Raw genomic sequence first — 17,078 nt, 5'->3', positions numbered from 1 at the left:
ACTTTTGCGCTTAAAACAGTGAGGGCTGCTGAGGATCTTCCGTATTCGTCGCTTTACCCGCGCGTAATTTACGCAGCAGACGCTGACGACAGAGCCGCAGCACCTCCTGTTTTTGCGCATCGTTCATTTTTTGCCAGTTGAAGCGTTCATCGCGGCTGCGAAAACAGCCACGGCAAAATCCGCGCTCATCCGACTGACAAATTCCCCGGCACGGACTTTGAACCGGGAAAAACTCCAGTTGCTCCGCCACGTTAGCCCCCTTTTACCTCGTCATACTCTCATTGAAGACGTTTAATCACCGGGGCGCAACTTTTCTCCCACATCGTGCGGGTGTACCGGCATTTTCAAAAATTCAGTTGCATTAGACCAATCGGTCTATTACAGTGCATCGCATGAGCAAATTGATTGAACATGATACCCGTGAACACATTCTGGCTACCGGCGAGCGTCTTTGCATGCACCGGGGGTTTACCGGAATGGGGCTTAGCGAACTCCTGAAGACGGCGGAAGTGCCGAAGGGGTCGTTCTATCACTATTTCCGTTCAAAAGAGGCGTTTGGTGTCGCGATGCTGGAACGGCACTTTGCCGATTATCACCAGCGCCTGGTGCAGCATTTTACCCAGGGCGCGGGCAGTTATCGTGACCGCCTGCTGGACTATTACCAGCACACGCTCACCCAGTTTTGCCAGCAGGGGCTTATCAGCGGTTGTCTGACCGTTAAACTCTCTGCCGAAGTGTGCGATCTTTCCGAAGATATGCGCACGGAAATGAACAAAGGTGCCAGCCAGATTATGGCTCTGCTGGCGCAAGCGCTGGAAAATGGCCGCCGTGAAGGTTGCCTTAAATTCAGCGGCGAAGCCGAAGCCACGGCGCAGGTACTCTACTCGCTGTGGTTGGGCGCAAATCTGCAGGCGAAAATGGCCCGCAGTTCAACGCCGCTTGAAAGCGCGCTGACGCACGTCAGGAATCTGATTGCCGCGCCGGACTAAACCCGGCGTTTTTATTTCGTTAATCACTAGACGACCGGTCTACTCAGGAGTCACCATGTCGCAAGAAAAACTGTTTACCCCACTGAAAGTGGGTGCGGTTACTGCCCCGAACCGCGTGTTTATGGCCCCGCTGACGCGTCTGCGCAGCATCGTTCCGGGTGACATTCCTACCCCGCTGATGGCCGAGTACTATCGCCAACGTGCCAGCTCCGGTCTTATCATCTCCGAAGCGACCCAAATCTCCGCTCAGGCGAAAGGCTACCAGGGCGCTCCTGGCCTGCACAGCCCTGAACAGATTGCCGCCTGGCAGAAAATCACCGCTGGCGTTCACGCCGAAAATGGCCGCATCGCCGTTCAGCTGTGGCACACCGGGCGTATCTCCCACTCCAGCCTGCAGCCAAACGGTGAAGCGCCGGTTGCCCCTTCCGCGCTGAGTGCTAATACCCGTACGTCGCTGCGCGATGAGAACGGTCACGCCACTCGCGTTGACACTTCTATGCCTCGTGCCCTGGAAATCGAAGAGATCCCTGGCATCGTCAACGATTTCCGTCAGGCGATCGCTAACGCTCGTGAAGCCGGTTTCGACCTGGTTGAACTGCACTCCGCGCACGGTTATCTGCTGCACCAGTTCCTGTCGCCATCCTCTAACCATCGTACCGACCAGTACGGCGGCAGCGTAGAAAATCGCGCACGTCTGGTGCTGGAAGTGGTTGATGCTGGGATCAAAGAATGGGGCGCAGACCGTATCGGTATTCGCGTGTCGCCAATTGGTACTTTCCAGAACGTCGACAACGGCCCGAACGAAGAAGCCGATGCGCTCTACTTAATTGAAGAGCTGGGTAAACGCGGTATTGCCTACCTGCACATGTCTGAACCAGACTGGGCCGGCGGTCAGCCATACAGCGAAGCCTTCCGCGAAAAAGTACGCGCTCGTTTCCATGGCCCGATTATCGGTGCTGGCGCCTACACCCCGGAAAAAGCGGAAGCGCTGATTGAGAAAGGCTTAATCGATGCCGTGGCCTTTGGTCGCGACTACATCGCCAACCCGGATCTGGTCGCTCGTCTGCAACATAAAGCCGAGCTGAACCCGCAGCGGCCGGAAAGCTTCTATGGCGGCGGCGCGGAAGGTTACACCGACTACCCTGCGCTGTAATCCCACGTTGATTGATAGCGGCGGCCTTCCGCCGCTATACTAGCCAGATTATTCATAAGTAAGGACGAGGGATAACATGCGTTTACTGCATACCATGCTGCGCGTCGGCGACCTGCAACGCTCCATTGATTTCTACACCAACGTGCTGGGCATGAAGCTGCTGCGTACCAGCGAAAACACCGAATATAAGTACTCTCTGGCTTTCGTCGGCTACGGCGAAGAGAGCGATGAAGCGGTGATTGAGCTGACCTACAACTGGGGCGTAGATAAATACGAGCTGGGCACTGCCTACGGCCATATCGCCCTGAGCGTGGACAACGCCGCAGAAGCCTGTGACCGCATTCGCCAGAACGGCGGCAACGTCACTCGTGAAGCAGGCCCGGTTAAAGGCGGCACCACGGTGATCGCGTTTGTTGAAGACCCGGACGGCTATAAAATCGAACTGATCGAAGAGAAAGATGCCGGCAAAGGCCTTGGCAACTAACTCCTCCACGGGTGCCTAAGGCGCCCGTTTTTTTACCCCGCCTTTCCAAGCCGCGGCAAAATTTGCCATAATGCGCGCTACTTTTTCTAAGTGAAGAGATTCTGATGTCCGACAATGTGCAACTTAATGGTCTATGCGACCGTTTTCGTGGGTTTTATCCGGTAGTGATTGATGTGGAAACTGCGGGATTCAATGCCAAAACGGATGCCCTGCTCGAAATAGCGGCAATTACGTTGAAAATGGATGAGCAAGGCTGGCTGATGCCGGACACGACGTTGCATTTCCACGTTGAACCATTTGAAGGCGCTAACCTCGAGCCGGAGGCGCTGGCGTTCAACGGTATCGATCCGAACAACCCGCTGCGCGGCGCGGTCAGCGAGTATGACGCACTGCACGCCATCTTTAAGATGGTGCGCAAAGGCATGAAAGATAGCGACTGCAATCGTGCCATTATGGTGGCGCATAACGCCACTTTCGACCACAGCTTTATGATGGCTGCCGCCGATCGTGCGTCGCTCAAACGTAATCCGTTCCACCCGTTCGTCACCTTCGACACCGCCGCACTGAGCGGGCTGGCATTAGGGCAAACCGTGCTGTCAAAAGCCTGTACCGCGGCGGGCATGGATTTCGACAGCAGCCAGGCGCACTCGGCGCTGTACGATACCGAACAGACCGCCATTTTGTTCTGCGAAATCGTCAACCGCTGGAAACGCCTCGGCGGCTGGCCGCTGCCGATAGCGACCGAAGAATAGCAGCATAAAAAAAGCGACCTTCAGGTCGCTTTTTTATTTCTGCGCCCGGTATCCGGGCGAACCGATTATTCTGCTTTCGGCTCTTCAGCGTATTTCGCCGCAGTCTCTTTAATCAGAGGCTGCAGTTCACCGCGCTGGTACATTTCAATGATGATGTCGCAGCCGCCAACCAGTTCGCCGTCAACCCACAGCTGTGGGAAGGTCGGCCAGTTTGCATATTTCGGCAGCTCGGCACGGATATCCGGGTTCTGCAGGATGTCGACATAAGCAAAGCGCTCACCGCACGCAGACAGTGCCTGAACGGCCTGGGCAGAGAAACCGCAGCTCGGCAGTTTCGGGGAACCTTTCATGTACAGCAGGATCGGGTTTTCAGCGATCTGGCGCTGAATTTTTTCAATTGTCTCGCTCATTATCTTGCTTCCTCAAACTTCTTTTTACGGCAGTAGTCTGACATTGTAACGTTTCAGAGCCTGAACAGAAAATAACATTTTGTTCACGCATTACTATTTTATCGTCTGAAGCGTTAAGTTGCTTTATAAATATGAGTTTATCGGCAGGCTGATGAAAAGCTTGCTCATTATTTGACTCATTATGTATCAAATGATGTTTTTTTTTGCAGTTGCTAACGAAACAACGTTTTATCCTTAAAAACACTATTAACATTTCGTGTTTTTATGGATTAGAATCGTTGGGTTTTGTAAACCATACCCAGGCAAGGACATTTGGCCTGCATCTTACTCAGAGGGTTGTTCAGTGGCGCAGATAAAAAAATGGTCGTTCACGCTCTGTGCATTGCTGTTTACATCGTTATCCTTCACGCCGTTGGCGCATGCTACAGGGCATGCCAAAACCCCAACGGCGCAAAAGTCGCTTCCTGTAAAAAACAGTGAACGCAAGAAAAAGAACGCGGACAATAAATCTAACGCTAAGAAAAAATCCACTCCGGTTGCCGCTAAGAAGAAAACCACGCCAGCCGTAGCGAAAAAAGTTGCTCCAGCCTCCAGCAAATCGAAAACAGCCTCCGCTAAAACCCACGTGAAAAGCAGCGCGGTCAAAACCGCCAGCGTCACCACGACCTGTAAAGTCCGCAAAGGGTACAAGAAACGCTGTACCACCGCTCCTGTAGAAACCCAACCCACGACCATCGCCGCCGCGCACAAAGTTCGCGTGCAGAAAGTACAGAAAACCGCGATGAATAAGCTGATGGGTCAGTTAGGGAAACCTTATCGCTGGGGTGGCAACTCCCCACGCACCGGCTTCGACTGCAGCGGTTTGGTCTATTACGCTTATAAAGATCTGGTCAACATCCGCATTCCACGTACTGCCAACGAAATGTATCACCTGCGCGATGCGCGTCCGGTTGAACGTGGCGAACTGGAAAGCGGCGATCTGGTATTCTTCCGCACCCAGGGCCGCGGTACAGCCGATCACGTTGGCGTGTACGTCGGCAACGGCAAATTTATTCAGTCCCCGCGTACCGGTCAGGACATCCAGATAACGTCGCTGAGCGAAGACTATTGGGTCCGGCACTACGTCGGCGCCCGCCGCGTTGTGACACCAAAGACAATTCGTTAATCACTTACCCCGTTTGTTAATAAACGGGGTAAGCTTATCTTTTATCTCACCTTTTAATTTGCTACTCTATCCATACTTAATACATGGTTATTGAGTGTACAAATATAATAAAGGAGAGTAGCAATGTCGTTCGAATTACCTGCATTACCGTATGCCAAAGACGCTCTTGTTCCACACATTTCCGTGGAAACCCTGGAGTATCATTACGGCAAACACCACCAGACCTATGTCACTAACCTGAACAACCTGATCAAAGGTACGGCGTTTGAAGGCAAAACGCTGGAAGAGATCGTCCGTACCTCTGAAGGCGGCGTGTTCAACAACGCAGCGCAGGTCTGGAACCACACCTTCTACTGGAACTGCCTGGCACCTAATGCCGGTGGCGAACCAACCGGTGCCGTCGCTGATGCGATCGCTAAATCCTTTGGTTCCTTCGCTGAATTCAAAGCACAGTTCACCGATGCCGCAGTGAAAAACTTCGGTGCGGGCTGGACCTGGCTTGTGAAGAAGGCGGATGGTTCCCTGGCTATCGTTTCAACGTCTAACGCGGCAACCCCGCTGACCACCGACGCGAAGCCACTGCTGACCGTTGACGTGTGGGAACACGCTTACTACATCGACTACCGCAATGCGCGTCCAAACTATCTGGAGCACTTCTGGGCTCTGGTGAACTGGGCGTTTGTGGCTGAGAATCTGGCAGCGTAAGCAAAAAATAACCCGGCATCGCCACGCTCCGCCGGGTTATCTCGTATCACGCAGAAGGTTTCCCTTCTGCGTTTTTGTTTTTATTGGCTGGCCAGCGCCTCTTCACCGCGTGAACGACCGCTCAGGAATACCACCAGCAGCGCCAGCGCGGCAACAATCGCCCCCATCACCGGTACAAAGCTGTAACCCAGACCACCGGAGATCACTGCTCCGCCCGCGACCGCACCCAGTGCGTTACCCAGATTGAACGCCCCGATATTCACCGAGGAAGAAAGACCCGGTGCTTCGTGCGCCACGCGCATCACGCGCATTTGCAGCGGTGGCACCACCGCGAAGGTTGCAGCCCCCCACACCACCATACTGAAGGCCGCGCCTACCTGCGTTTGCGCAAGGAACGGAATCGCCAGCATGATTGCCATCAGCAGCAGCAGGAAGCCCTTCAGCGTTCCGCTCACCGAACGGTCTGCGAATTTGCCGCCGAGGTAGTTACCGATTGAGAAGCCGACGCCAATCAACACCAGCATCAGCGTAATAAACGCTGGCGTGGCGTGAGTTATCATCCGCAGCACCGGTGAAATATAGGTATAGAGCGTAAACATCGCTCCCGCACCCAGTACGGTGGTCAGCAGCGCCGACAGCACCTGCGGACGCACCAGCACCGACAGTTCGCGCTTCACGTCCGGTTTTTCACCCGCCCCGCCCTTCGGCAGAGAGAACCACAGCCCCAGGATGGCAATAATGCCAAGGCCTGCCGTTGCCAGGAACGACATCCGCCAGCCGATGGTTTCACCAAGCCAGGTTGCCGCCGGCACCCCGCCGATATTGGCAATCGTCAACCCCATAAACATGGTCGCCACGGCGCTGGCCTGCTTATGCTTCGGCACCACGCTGGCGGCGACAACGGAACCCAGGCCGAAGAACGCGCCGTGGTTAAGGCTGGTAATAATCCGCGACAGCATCAGCGTGGTGTAGTCCGGCGCCATCGCCGACAATACGTTACCGAGGGTAAAAATCGCCATCAGGAAGATCAGGGCGTTACGGCGGGCACGATGTGAAAGCAGCAGCGTCATCAGCGGCGCACCAACCATCACCCCTACGGCATAGGCGCTGATCAGCATCCCGGCTGCGGGAATGGAGACGTCCACGCCTTTTGCGATCACCGGCAGGAGCCCCATTGGCGAGAATTCGGTAGTCCCGATGCCAAAGGCCCCGATGGCTAACGCCAGTAAGGGAAAGTTAATTTTCATGCAAATGCTCCGGTTGGCCGCACAACAGACGCGGCATGTCGATAATGGGCAAAAGCATGACATCAATCACATAAAAACAGAAGTGTACAAAACAGCAAAAGATTATTGCTAAACGGGTAACAATCAGACAGGAGGGAGCGGGCGCCCCCTCGCAGAGGAATTAATGCAGTACAGCAGTCAAACTTGCGGCAACGATCAGCGCAAGGGTAATGACGGTGGTGGTGAGTGACATCTTAAGTTCGGTACTCATCAACTTTTCTCCTTTTTATCGCTACAGCAAAACTGAGCTAACTCATTTTTGCACAGTATTGCGCAAAAATCTTCACAGATTTAGCAGGATGTTGGTTTTTACTCTTCCACTTTGCGTCAGGATAAGTCAAAATTCGACGCTTATTTATAAGCGTACCGGCCATTGACCCCCTCCTGTCGTCCTGTATCGTTTTCCCGGCGAATCGCAATCCACAAAATTGCGTCAGGGTGTGTGAAGGCAAACGTTTTCCTTTCGATTTTATCAGGGGCAGGCCAGGGTCTGGAGTGAGATGGAATGGCAACTATTAAAGATGTAGCGAAGCGCGCAAACGTTTCCACTACAACCGTATCACATGTAATTAACAAAACGCGTTTTGTCGCCGAGGAGACGCGTGAAGCCGTTTGGGCGGCGATCAAAGAGTTGCACTACTCTCCGAGCGCCGTTGCCCGCAGCCTGAAGGTGAACCACACCAAATCGATTGGTTTGCTGGCAACCAGCAGCGAAGCGGCCTACTTTGCCGAAATTATCGAAGCCGTTGAGAAAAACTGCTTTGAGAAAGGTTATACCCTGATTCTGGGCAACGCCTGGAATAACCTGGAAAAACAGCGCGCCTACCTGTCGATGATGGCGCAAAAGCGCGTGGATGGCCTGCTGGTCATGTGCTCCGAGTATCCGGAATCCCTACTGACGATGCTCGAAGAGTACCGTCACATTCCGATGGTGGTGATGGACTGGGGCGAGGCTAAAGCAGACTTCACCGACTCGGTCATCGATAACGCCTTTGAAGGCGGCTATACCGCCGGTCGTTACCTGGTTGAGCGTGGTCATCGCGATATCGGTGTGATCCCAGGTCCACTGGAGCGCAACACCGGCGCGGGCCGTCTGGCCGGCTTTATGAAAGCGATGGAAGAAGCGCAGATCAACGTACCGAAGAACTGGATTGTGCAGGGTGACTTCGAGCCCGAATCTGGTTATCGCGCAATGCAGCAGATCCTGTCGCAGCAGCCGCGCCCTACTGCTATCTTCTGCGGTGGTGACATCATGGCGATGGGCGCACTGTGCGCCGCAGATGAAATGGGTCTGCGCGTGCCGCAGGACATTTCGCTGATCGGTTATGATAACGTGCGCAACTCGCGTTTCTTCACCCCGGCGTTGACGACCATTCACCAGCCGAAAGATTCGCTTGGTGAGACGGCGTTTAACATGCTGATGGACCGTATCGTCAGCAAACGCGAGACCTCGCAGTCGATTGAAGTGCATCCGCGTCTTATCGAACGTCGCTCCGTGGCCGACGGCCCGTTCCGCGACTACCGCCGCTAAGCATTACCCACGGACACCCTACTCGGGTGTCCGCAGCCACTCTTCATTTAGCGTCTCGCTATCCCCCAGATATTCCAGCAGCCAGCTTAAAGCCGGCGACGCTTCGCTTTGCTGCCAGGTCAGGCAACAGGCGGCATCCGGGAACGGGTTTTCAAGCTGTAGCGCCACCCATGCCCCGCTTTCCAACCACGGTTGCGCCAGATGCCCCGGCACCATCGCCGCGCAAAGCCCCGCCGAGATACAGGTTTCCGATGAGGCCCAGTCCGGCACCACCACGCGCTTCTGGTTATCGAGCAGCCAGGTTGTTCGCTTTGGCAGCGATCGCGAAGTATCTTCGCGCACCAGTGACGGCCAGTTGCGCAACACATCATCACTGAGCGGGCCTTCCATCTGCGCCAGCGGATGGGTACTCGCCACTACGCAGTGCCAGTTGAGCATCCCCATATCACGAAACGCGAAACGGCCACCAACCGGAATCGCCTGAGTGGCACCAATCGCCAGCTCCACGCGACCATCGGCCAGCGCATCCCAGACGCCATTAAACACTTCCTGATAAACAATCAGTTCCACGTCGCTAAAGTGGCGATAGAAATCGACAATCAACTGCCGGGTTCGCTGCGGTTTCACGATATTATCGACGGCAATCGCCAACTGCCCTCGCCAGCCGTTAGCAATTTGCTGGCACTGTTGGCGAGTGATCTGCATTTTTTTGATAACAGAGCGCCCCTCCTTCAAAAACCATGCGCCAGCGGGAGTAAGCTCAACGTCGCGATGGCGCCGTTCGAACAGGGGAACTGCCAGCCACTCTTCCAGCTGGCGTACCGTATAGCTGACCGCAGAAGGCACGCGGTGCAGTTCCTGAGCCGCGGCGCTAAAGCTACCGTTGCGCGCCACCGCATCAACCACTTCCAGTGAATATTCAGACCACATTTTCTGCCTGCAAAATTTTTGAATGCATGACGCAAATATTAGCGTTTCACAAGCCGTTATGCACTCTCTACACTCAGCGGCATCGTTTATTCATGATAAAAAGGGCGAAATTAATGCAACCTGGGAAAGGATTTTTAGTCTGGCTCGCGGGGCTGAGCGTATTGGGCTTTCTGGCTACCGATATGTATCTCCCTGCCTTTGCCGCCATTCAGGAAGACCTGCAAACGCCGGCATCAGCCGTCAGCGCGAGTCTTAGCCTGTTTCTGGCCGGTTTTGCCGTCGCGCAACTCCTCTGGGGGCCGCTGTCAGACCGCTACGGGCGCAAACCGATTCTGCTGTCCGGGTTAACCATTTTCGCTATTGGCTGCATTGGCATGCTGTGGGTGCGCGATGGCACCACGCTGCTGGTCCTGCGTTTTGTGCAGGCCGTCGGCGTTTGCGCTGCGGCGGTGACCTGGCAGGCAATGGTCACCGACTACTATCCAGCTCAGCGCACCAACCGCATTTTTGCCACTATCATGCCGCTGGTTGGGCTCTCTCCGGCGCTCGCCCCGCTGCTGGGTAGCTGGCTGCTGGCGCACTTTGACTGGCAGGCCATCTTCGCCACGCTGTTTATTATCACCCTGGTGCTGATGCTCCCGGCGTTCCGCCTCAAGCCTGCGCACAAAAAAAATGCCACTAGCGAAGAAAAGCTGACCTTTATGCGCCTGCTGCGCAGTAAAGACTATCGCGGCAACGTGCTGATTTACGCCGCCTGCTCGGCGAGCTTTTTCGCCTGGTTGACCGGTTCACCGTTTATCCTGCATGAGATGGGCTACAGCCCAACGGTAATTGGTCTGAGCTATGTGCCGCAAACCATCGCCTTCCTGATTGGCGGCTACGGCTGTCGCGCCGCGCTGCAAAAATGGCGTGGTGCCCAGATGCTGCCGTGGCTGCTGGTTATCTACGCGCTGAGCGTGGTGGGTACCTGGGCCGTGGGTCTGGCAGAAAACGCCTCGTTGACCGCCCTGCTGATTCCGTTCTGCGTGATGGCCATTGCCAACGGCGCGATTTATCCGATCGTCGTCGCTCAGGCGCTGAAGCCATTCCCACAGGCAACAGGCCGTGCTGCGGCATTACAAAACACGCTGCAGTTAGGGCTCTGTTTCCTGGCAAGCCTTGCGGTATCCACATTGATTGCCACGCCGCTGCTGACCACCACCAGCGTGATGCTGGTGACCGTGCTGCTCGCAGGCGTCGGCTACTGGATGCAACTCGCCGCTCGTCGCGCTGAACGTGAAATAGAACACGCCACTTCTCACGCCTAAACATCACTCATATCAATATCCCAGGAAATGATTAGGGCGCTAAGATTTTTAGTTGAATCAACAAACTTAGCGTCCTATACTGGATCCGCATCACATAAATAATATAGATTGAACTTATTAAGCGGGAGCAGGATAGCTTCCCGTTGAACCATGGATTGGCTTTCGGCAAGGGATTCTTCCCTTCCTCTGTGCTACGTCGGATAGCAGGCTCACGAATTTCGTGAGATTTCTCACAAACCCAAAAAAAGCGTCTACGCTGTTTTAAGGTTCTGATCATCAGGTCGGGATGGAGAAGCTATGAGCTCATCGTGTATAGAAGAAGTTAGTGTACCGGATGACGACTGGTATCGTATTGTCAGCGAGCTGCTAGGCCGCGCAGGCATTGAAGTAAACGGCAATGCTCCCTGCGATATACAAGTCAGAAATCCTCGGTTGTTTAAACGTGTGTTACAAGAAGGTTCGCTGGGTCTTGGCGAAAGTTATATGGACGGTTGGTGGGAATGCGATCGTCTGGATATCTTCTTCGACAAGGTGCTGCGCGCCGGATTAGAAACGCAACTCCCTCACCATATTAAAGACACGCTTCGCATTGCCGGCGCGCGTCTGTTTAATCTGCAAAGCCGTCGTCGTGCCTGGCAGGTCGGTAAAGAACATTACGACCTGGGCAACGATCTCTTCAGCCGCATGCTCGACCCCTATATGCAATACTCCTGCGGTTACTGGAAAGATGCCCAGACGCTGGAAGAGGCGCAGCAGGCTAAGCTCGATCTCATCTGCCAAAAACTGCAGCTAAAACCCGGAATGCGCGTGCTGGACATCGGCTGCGGCTGGGGCGGTCTGGCAGCGTTTATGGCCAGAAACTACGACGTCACCGTCAAGGGCGTGACCATTTCAGCGGAACAGCAGAAAATGGCCCAGGCCCGCTGCGAGGGGCTGGACGTCGAGATCCTGCTGCAAGATTACCGCGACCTTAACGACCAGTTTGACCGTATTGTTTCCGTCGGGATGTTCGAGCACGTTGGTCCGAAAAACTATGACACCTATTTTTCCGTCGTCGACAAAAATCTGAAACCCGACGGACTGTTTTTACTGCACACTATCGGCTCGAAGAAAACAGACAATAATGTCGATCCCTGGATCAACAAATACATCTTTCCGAATGGCTGTTTACCCTCAGTACGCCAGATTGCGCACGCCAGCGAACCTCACTTTGTGATGGAAGACTGGCACAACTTTGGCGCTGACTACGATACGACGTTGATGGCATGGCATGAACGCTTCCTCGGCTGCTGGCCGGAAATCGCGGACAACTATTCTGAACGATTCAAACGCATGTTTAGCTACTATCTCAATGCCTGCGCGGGTGCTTTCCGCGCGCGAGATATTCAGCTCTGGCAGGTGATGTTCTCCCGCGGCGTCGAGAGCGGTTTGCGCGTCGCCCGCTAGTCACTTCACGTCTGCGCCGCACTGGCGCAGACGCTTTTATCCCCTTTCGCCGCTTCGGCAATAGCCAATGCAGCGGTCTATCCAGCGCAGCATCCCTTCCTGACGTTCAATCGCCCCTTCCAACACGATAAAATCGCCAAAACGATCGCTATCCAGCGGCGGCACCTGCGGATACTGTTCCATGGTTTTTTGCAGCACGTGAAGCCGCTCCAGGTGCTGCATCCGCTGATTTTCCAGCAGATGGATACGGGTAGTGAGATCCAGATAACTGGAAAAGTACATCCGCACCCGAAACACGTCCTTTGCCGTTTTCTCAATTGGCTCATCTTTATGCAGCCACTGCATCAGCGCCTGATGCCCGGCCTCGGTGATGCTGTACTTCTTCTTCTCCAGAATATCGCCGCTGATCTCAATATCGTAAGTCACCAGCCCCTCGTTAAACATGCTCTTCAGCTCGCCATAAATCTGGCTGTGTTTGGCATGCCAGAATTTGGCTAACTCATGGTTAAACGCTTTGCTGATGTCATATCCGGTCATCGCCGTCCGGTTTAACAAGCCAAGAATGGCATAGGTTAAAACTTTCATTGTGCCCTACCTGATGTTTTTCCCCGCTGAGTATACCACGCCGCGCCGTCATATCCGCTTTGATCAACATGTCAAAACAAACATGTAAACATTGACATGTTTATCAGTGTGGATTAGCGTCGTTAGCAGTTTGCTTTAACGTGTCAGCTTGTTAATAAAATATTGATTTAGTTAATGAACACCAAAATTACGGTTAAGGATGAAAAATGGATTACTCAAGGAAACGGTGGTGGATCCTCACCGCCAGCTGCTTTATCAACCTCTGCGTCGGGTCGATGTACGCCTGGAGCATTTTCGCCTCCCCGATGGCGGAGTACCTTTCCGGGCTGCACGGCAGCACAATCAGTTCGGCAAACCTGGCGATTGTGTTCGTAGTCTGTAACTCGGTCGGCCCCATCACCATGATTACCGGCGGTAAAATCAACGACACGCTGGGTCCGAAACTGGTGATTTTCATCGGCGGTCTGATGTTTGGCGGCGGCATGATCCTCTGCGGTTATGCCACCGAAGTCAGCCATCTGGTGTGGGCCTATGGCATCCTCACCGGCCTGGGCCTCGGTATGGTCTATGGGGCGACCATCAGTACCTCAATCAAGTTTTTCCCGGATAAACGCGGCTTCGTTGGCGGCATCACCACCGCGCTGTTTGGTATCAGTTCGGTTATTATCCCCCCCATTGCCGCGTGGATTACCGCTGAGGCGGGTATTCTCGCCGCCTTTAAAATTATTGGCCTGACCTTCGCGGTCATCGTCTGCGCCTGCGCTTTCGTGATGGAAAAATGCCCGGACGGCTTTACGCCGGCAGGCTGGCAAGCAGCGCAGGGCACAAAGCTGGGCGGTGTCTCCCCCGACAAAAACTGGCGGCAGATGCTGTGCACTCCCAACTTCTATCTGATGCTGGTCATGCTGACCTGCGGCGCCGTGGCCGGGCTGATGTGCATTTCACTCGCGTCACCGCTGGCCAGGTTGATGATAGGGATGTCAACCGCCGCCGCCACGCTCGCCGTCTCCGTACTGGCGCTGTTTAACGTGCTGGGGCGGGTGCTCGCCGGAGTCGTTTCCGACAAAATTGGCCGCATCAATACGCTGATGCTGGCCTGCATCCTTTCCCTGCCCGGCCTCTACTTGCTCTATCTAGCAGGCCCCGGCGACAACCTGCTGTTTTATGTTGGTATCTCAATCATCGGCCTGTGCTTCGGCGCGTTTATGGGCGTCTTTCCCGGTTTTACCGCCGATCAATTCGGCGCGCGCTTCAACAGCGTCAATTTCGGCATCATGTTTTGCGGCTTCGCCATCGCCGGCTACGTCGGCCCGACCATCATGAGCGCCACCTTCGCAAGCAGCCACAGCTACAAAGCCGCATTCCCCATCGGCATGGCCTTTAGCGTCGCCGCGCTGCTGTTGGCGCTTATCTTCCGCGCGACCAATAAACACGCACAGTTTCAGTAAGTTCTGGAGAACACACTATGTCTATCACCCGCAAATACCCACACCTCTGCCAGCCCATTAAAATTGGCAACGTCTATTTCCGTAACCGGATGTTCGGCGCACCGATGGGCGGCACCGACATCACTGCCGACTGCACCATCGGCCCGGCCTCCACCGCCTTCTACGAAAACCGTGCCAAAGGCGGCGTGGCGAACGTCACCGTCAGCGAACTGGTGGTGCATCCGAAAACCGAAGGCTCGCATATGTTTCATCTGGATCTGCAAACGCCGGGCTCGCTCGCCAGCTTTACCTACACCGCCGATGCTATTCGCCGCCACGGCGCGATTGCCAGCGTGGAGCTTTCACATTCGGGCCAGTATGCGGGTACCTATCTGACGGATAAAAATCAGAAAGAGGGTCTTTATCAATGGGGGCCAAGCCAGGGCACGCGCCCTGATGGACGCGAGGTGCACGAGCTGACCGAAGCGTTAATTGCTGAGATTGTCGAAGCCTACGGTGAGAAAGCGGCGTTGGCTAAGCGTGCTGGATTCGAGATGGTGATGGTACATGGCGGCCACGGCTGGCTTATCAACCAGTTCCTTTCGCCGTGGTTTAATAAACGCACCGACGGTTATGGTGGCTCGCGGGAAAATCGCGTGCGCTTTGCCATTGAAGTCCTGCAAAGCGTGCGACGCGCGGTGGGCGACGGTTTCCCTATCGAGTTCCGCATGAGCGGGTCTGAGCTTTTCGACGGGGGCTACGATCTGGCGGAAGGGATTGAAATCGCCAAACTGCTGGAGCGCCATGTCGATATCCTGCACGTCTCCGCGGGTACCTATCAGCGTGGATTTGGACTCACTCATCCGTCAATGTTCCTGCCACACGGCAGCAACGTCTATCTGGCAGCGGAAATTAAAAAACACGTCAGCGTGCCGGTCGCTACGGTCGGCGGCCTTAACGATCCGCAGATGATGGAGGAGATTATCGCCTCCGGGCAGGCCGATATCGTCGAGATGGCGCGCGCCCTGCTCGCCGACCCGGCGCTGCCGAATAAAGTGATGGCCAACCAGGACGACACCATTATTCGCTGCCTGCGCTGTTTTACCTGTATGGCCGAACGTGCTGAAACTTCAACCCGCCGCTGCACCGTTAACCCACTGATTGGCCGCGAACGCGACGGCCTTGAGATCCCTCGCGCGCCCCAGCGCAAAAAAGTGCTGGTCGTTGGCGCAGGCCCCGGTGGCCTGCAGGCGGCATGGACCGCCGCGCGCCGTGGTCACGAGGTGGTGCTGTGTGAGAAGAACCACGAAGTGGGCGGCATTCTTATTGGTGAGCAGGCCATCGACTTTAAATACGAGATGTACCAGCTGGGACAAACGCTCGGCAAACTGTGCGCCGAGGCCGGGGTGGATATTCGCCTGAATACGCCGGTGACGCCGGAACTTGCCGACAGCATTCACCCCGATGCGCTGATTATTGCCGCTGGCTCAGAGGCCAACGTACCGCCGATTGCGGGTATCCATCATCGTAACGTGGTGCTGATTAACGATTACCACCACCATCAGGATGAGATCGACGATGACGTCGTGGTTCTCGGCGGCGGGCTAGCGGGATGCGAGGTGGCGATTCACCTGGCGCGTCAGCATAAGCGGGTTAAGCTCATTGAAATGAACGCTCAACTGTCGCCCGATGCCAATATTCGCCATCGCCCGCTGCTGCTGGCTGAAATCGAAAAATCAGGGATCGCGGTCTATACCGAACATCGCGCGCTGGCGATTGATGATGACGGCGTACGCTGTGAAAACGCGCGCGGTGAGCAGGTGAACATTAGCGGGAAATCGGTGATTTGTGCGCTGGGGCAGCGTTCACGCCATGAGGTGATTGAAGCACTGCGCGACTGCGCGCCGTGGGTTGCTCAGGTGGGTGACTGCGTGAAGGTGTCGACGATTACGACGGCCATCTATCAAGGGCATCATGCAGCAATGGACGTATAGATGAAAACGCCCGGCGCGGCCTGCGCCGGGCATGCTTTTGGATTATTCCGCCGCAGCCTGCTGCGTTGCCGCTTCTTTTGCCGCCATCACGCGCTCAACGGTATCCACTACCGCCTGCGTTTGCGGGTCAATTTCGATGTTCACGCGGTCGCCCAGACGTTTTTTACCCAGCGTGGTGCGCTCCAGCGTTTCCGGGATCAGGTGGACGCAGAAACGCGTTGCCGTCACTTCACCGACCGTCAGGCTGATACCGTCGATACCGATAAAGCCCTTATACAGGACATACTTCATCAGCGTCGGGTCCTGAATCTTGAACCAGATCTGCTTATTGTTTTCGGAGGTCAGGATTTTAGACACTTCCGCCGTGGTCATAATATGACCCGACATTAAATGACCGCCAATCTCATCGCTGAACTTCGCGGCACGCTCAACGTTAACCAGGTCGCCCTCTTTCACATCGCCCAGATTGGTAATGCGTAGCGTCTCTTTCATCAAATCAAAACTGATCTGGTCGCCGTTAATTTCCGTGACCGTTAAGCAGCAGCCGTTGTGTGCAACCGATGCGCCCGTCTCAAGGCCAGCCAGCATGTGTTCCGGCAGCGCCACAACGTGGGTACGGAAATTCGGTTTCTCATCAATGGACACGATTTTTGCCGTGCCCTGCACAATACCAGTGAACATGCAGTTAACTCCTGTTGATAATCATTACGGTACGTCTACCGATTCGTCTGCTACGCACAATAGCAGTTGAGAAAACAGGTTGCTACCTTCCCCGGCGCTCCACCTATTTTTTGACTAGATTAAAAGCAAATCCTCGCTACAATAATGGAGCAAATCCTCTATTTATTCTTCTTGCTGCCGGTTAAGGCGGCTTTTCTGTCTCCCGTACCCGGCGTACGGCGAGAATAAATAAC

At 54.9% G+C, this 17,078-nt stretch carries 18 protein-coding genes; 11 read left to right on the top strand and 7 right to left on the bottom strand.

What is annotated here, in order from left to right; genetic code table 11:
• Positions 1 to 10: 10 nt before the first annotated feature.
• A complete protein-coding gene (locus tag AB2B48_RS05155) occupies positions 11 to 250 on the bottom strand; it encodes a DUF1289 domain-containing protein (protein WP_185666154.1) in 240 nt (79 codons plus the stop codon).
• Positions 251 to 392: 142 nt separating this feature from the next.
• On the opposite strand from AB2B48_RS05155, the gene AB2B48_RS05150 reads away from it, so the two are divergent.
• The 4 genes from AB2B48_RS05150 to rnt all read left to right on the top strand — a co-directional run bounded on the left by AB2B48_RS05150 (position 393) and on the right by rnt (position 3,378).
• Positions 393 to 989: a TetR/AcrR family transcriptional regulator gene (locus AB2B48_RS05150; protein WP_368300997.1), complete on the top strand. Its 597-nt coding sequence runs from the start codon at positions 393 to 395 to the stop codon at positions 987 to 989.
• Between the two features lie 55 nt (positions 990 to 1,044).
• Positions 1,045 to 2,142: an alkene reductase gene (locus tag AB2B48_RS05145; protein WP_368300996.1), complete on the top strand. Its 1,098-nt coding sequence runs from the start codon at positions 1,045 to 1,047 to the stop codon at positions 2,140 to 2,142.
• 76 nt (positions 2,143 to 2,218) lie between these two features.
• The gene (gene gloA, locus AB2B48_RS05140; protein WP_185666151.1) at positions 2,219 to 2,626 is read left to right on the top strand and encodes a lactoylglutathione lyase; all 408 of its coding nucleotides are present in this window, start codon (positions 2,219 to 2,221) and stop codon (positions 2,624 to 2,626) included.
• A gap of 104 nt (positions 2,627 to 2,730) precedes the next feature.
• A complete protein-coding gene (rnt, locus tag AB2B48_RS05135) occupies positions 2,731 to 3,378 on the top strand; it encodes a ribonuclease T (protein ID WP_220439749.1) in 648 nt (215 codons plus the stop codon).
• Positions 3,379 to 3,443: 65 nt separating this feature from the next.
• On the opposite strand, the gene AB2B48_RS05130 is transcribed toward rnt, so the two are convergent.
• Entirely contained in the window at positions 3,444 to 3,788 is a 345-nt protein-coding gene (locus AB2B48_RS05130; protein ID WP_035896299.1) for a Grx4 family monothiol glutaredoxin, read from the bottom strand.
• Positions 3,789 to 4,131: 343 nt separating this feature from the next.
• On the opposite strand from AB2B48_RS05130, the gene AB2B48_RS05125 reads away from it, so the two are divergent.
• Together AB2B48_RS05125 and sodB are read left to right on the top strand one after the other, a co-directional pair.
• A complete protein-coding gene (locus AB2B48_RS05125) occupies positions 4,132 to 4,953 on the top strand; it encodes a C40 family peptidase (protein ID WP_368300995.1) in 822 nt (273 codons plus the stop codon).
• Between the two features lie 123 nt (positions 4,954 to 5,076).
• Positions 5,077 to 5,658: a superoxide dismutase [Fe] gene (sodB, locus tag AB2B48_RS05120; protein ID WP_185666148.1), complete on the top strand. Its 582-nt coding sequence runs from the start codon at positions 5,077 to 5,079 to the stop codon at positions 5,656 to 5,658.
• An 80-nt stretch (positions 5,659 to 5,738) separates the two neighbouring features.
• Here the strand turns inward: sodB and AB2B48_RS05115 are convergent, their stop codons facing one another.
• Complete coding sequence (locus AB2B48_RS05115) at positions 5,739 to 6,905, bottom strand: MFS transporter (RefSeq protein ID WP_368300994.1); 1,167 nt, start codon at positions 6,903 to 6,905, stop codon at positions 5,739 to 5,741.
• A 160-nt stretch (positions 6,906 to 7,065) separates the two neighbouring features.
• Complete coding sequence (locus tag AB2B48_RS05110) at positions 7,066 to 7,155, bottom strand: YnhF family membrane protein (protein ID WP_185666146.1); 90 nt, start codon at positions 7,153 to 7,155, stop codon at positions 7,066 to 7,068.
• Positions 7,156 to 7,449: 294 nt separating this feature from the next.
• On the opposite strand from AB2B48_RS05110, the gene purR reads away from it, so the two are divergent.
• On the top strand, positions 7,450 to 8,475 hold the full coding sequence (gene purR / locus AB2B48_RS05105; RefSeq protein WP_368300993.1) for an HTH-type transcriptional repressor PurR: 1,026 nt from the start codon (positions 7,450 to 7,452) through the stop codon (positions 8,473 to 8,475).
• Between the two features lie 18 nt (positions 8,476 to 8,493).
• Here the strand turns inward: purR and punR are convergent, their stop codons facing one another.
• The gene (gene punR, locus AB2B48_RS05100; protein WP_368300992.1) at positions 8,494 to 9,405 is read right to left on the bottom strand and encodes a DNA-binding transcriptional activator PunR; all 912 of its coding nucleotides are present in this window, start codon (positions 9,403 to 9,405) and stop codon (positions 8,494 to 8,496) included.
• A 113-nt stretch (positions 9,406 to 9,518) separates the two neighbouring features.
• On the opposite strand from punR, the gene punC reads away from it, so the two are divergent.
• A complete protein-coding gene (punC, locus tag AB2B48_RS05095; RefSeq protein WP_368300991.1) occupies positions 9,519 to 10,712 on the top strand; it encodes a purine nucleoside transporter PunC in 1,194 nt (397 codons plus the stop codon).
• A gap of 297 nt (positions 10,713 to 11,009) precedes the next feature.
• A complete protein-coding gene (gene cfa / locus AB2B48_RS05090; protein ID WP_368300990.1) occupies positions 11,010 to 12,158 on the top strand; it encodes a cyclopropane fatty acyl phospholipid synthase in 1,149 nt (382 codons plus the stop codon).
• 36 nt (positions 12,159 to 12,194) lie between these two features.
• Here cfa and AB2B48_RS05085 read toward each other — a convergent pair whose 3' ends face one another.
• Positions 12,195 to 12,743, bottom strand: a complete 549-nt coding sequence (locus tag AB2B48_RS05085; RefSeq protein ID WP_185666141.1) for a PadR family transcriptional regulator — start codon at positions 12,741 to 12,743, stop codon at positions 12,195 to 12,197.
• Between the two features lie 206 nt (positions 12,744 to 12,949).
• Here AB2B48_RS05085 and AB2B48_RS05080 point away from each other — a divergent pair, with 206 nt between their 5' ends.
• Both AB2B48_RS05080 and AB2B48_RS05075 read left to right on the top strand, forming a co-directional pair.
• Positions 12,950 to 14,191: an OFA family MFS transporter gene (locus AB2B48_RS05080; protein ID WP_368300989.1), complete on the top strand. Its 1,242-nt coding sequence runs from the start codon at positions 12,950 to 12,952 to the stop codon at positions 14,189 to 14,191.
• A 17-nt stretch (positions 14,192 to 14,208) separates the two neighbouring features.
• Positions 14,209 to 16,164 carry an FAD-dependent oxidoreductase gene (locus tag AB2B48_RS05075; RefSeq protein ID WP_368300988.1) on the top strand — a complete coding sequence of 652 codons (1,956 nt, stop codon included), beginning with the start codon at positions 14,209 to 14,211 and terminating at the stop codon, positions 16,162 to 16,164.
• A gap of 42 nt (positions 16,165 to 16,206) precedes the next feature.
• Here the strand turns inward: AB2B48_RS05075 and AB2B48_RS05070 are convergent, their stop codons facing one another.
• Positions 16,207 to 16,845: a riboflavin synthase subunit alpha gene (locus AB2B48_RS05070; protein WP_368300987.1), complete on the bottom strand. Its 639-nt coding sequence runs from the start codon at positions 16,843 to 16,845 to the stop codon at positions 16,207 to 16,209.
• Positions 16,846 to 17,078: the final 233 nt, after the last annotated feature.

Origin of the sequence: Kluyvera sichuanensis, assembly GCF_040930405.1 — a bacterium.
Taxonomy (GTDB): domain Bacteria; phylum Pseudomonadota; class Gammaproteobacteria; order Enterobacterales; family Enterobacteriaceae; genus Kluyvera; species Kluyvera sichuanensis.
The sequence above is the reverse complement of the archived record's forward strand: the minus strand, read 5'-3'. Positions and strand labels throughout refer to the sequence as shown.

Coding starts and splice junctions, on each gene's coding strand:
- AB2B48_RS05150 (WP_368300997.1), top strand. CDS start 393: ATGAGCAAATTGATTGAACATGATACCCGTGAACACATTCTGGCTACC.
- AB2B48_RS05145 (WP_368300996.1), top strand. CDS start 1,045: ATGTCGCAAGAAAAACTGTTTACCCCACTGAAAGTGGGTGCGGTTACT.
- gloA (WP_185666151.1), top strand. CDS start 2,219: ATGCGTTTACTGCATACCATGCTGCGCGTCGGCGACCTGCAACGCTCC.
- rnt (WP_220439749.1), top strand. CDS start 2,731: ATGTCCGACAATGTGCAACTTAATGGTCTATGCGACCGTTTTCGTGGG.
- AB2B48_RS05130 (WP_035896299.1), bottom strand. CDS start 3,788: ATGAGCGAGACAATTGAAAAAATTCAGCGCCAGATCGCTGAAAACCCG.
- sodB (WP_185666148.1), top strand. CDS start 5,077: ATGTCGTTCGAATTACCTGCATTACCGTATGCCAAAGACGCTCTTGTT.
- AB2B48_RS05115 (WP_368300994.1), bottom strand. CDS start 6,905: ATGAAAATTAACTTTCCCTTACTGGCGTTAGCCATCGGGGCCTTTGGC.
- AB2B48_RS05110 (WP_185666146.1), bottom strand. CDS start 7,155: ATGAGTACCGAACTTAAGATGTCACTCACCACCACCGTCATTACCCTT.
- purR (WP_368300993.1), top strand. CDS start 7,450: ATGGCAACTATTAAAGATGTAGCGAAGCGCGCAAACGTTTCCACTACA.
- punR (WP_368300992.1), bottom strand. CDS start 9,405: ATGTGGTCTGAATATTCACTGGAAGTGGTTGATGCGGTGGCGCGCAAC.
- punC (WP_368300991.1), top strand. CDS start 9,519: ATGCAACCTGGGAAAGGATTTTTAGTCTGGCTCGCGGGGCTGAGCGTA.
- cfa (WP_368300990.1), top strand. CDS start 11,010: ATGAGCTCATCGTGTATAGAAGAAGTTAGTGTACCGGATGACGACTGG.
- AB2B48_RS05085 (WP_185666141.1), bottom strand. CDS start 12,743: ATGAAAGTTTTAACCTATGCCATTCTTGGCTTGTTAAACCGGACGGCG.
- AB2B48_RS05080 (WP_368300989.1), top strand. CDS start 12,950: ATGGATTACTCAAGGAAACGGTGGTGGATCCTCACCGCCAGCTGCTTT.
- AB2B48_RS05075 (WP_368300988.1), top strand. CDS start 14,209: ATGTCTATCACCCGCAAATACCCACACCTCTGCCAGCCCATTAAAATT.
- AB2B48_RS05070 (WP_368300987.1), bottom strand. CDS start 16,845: ATGTTCACTGGTATTGTGCAGGGCACGGCAAAAATCGTGTCCATTGAT.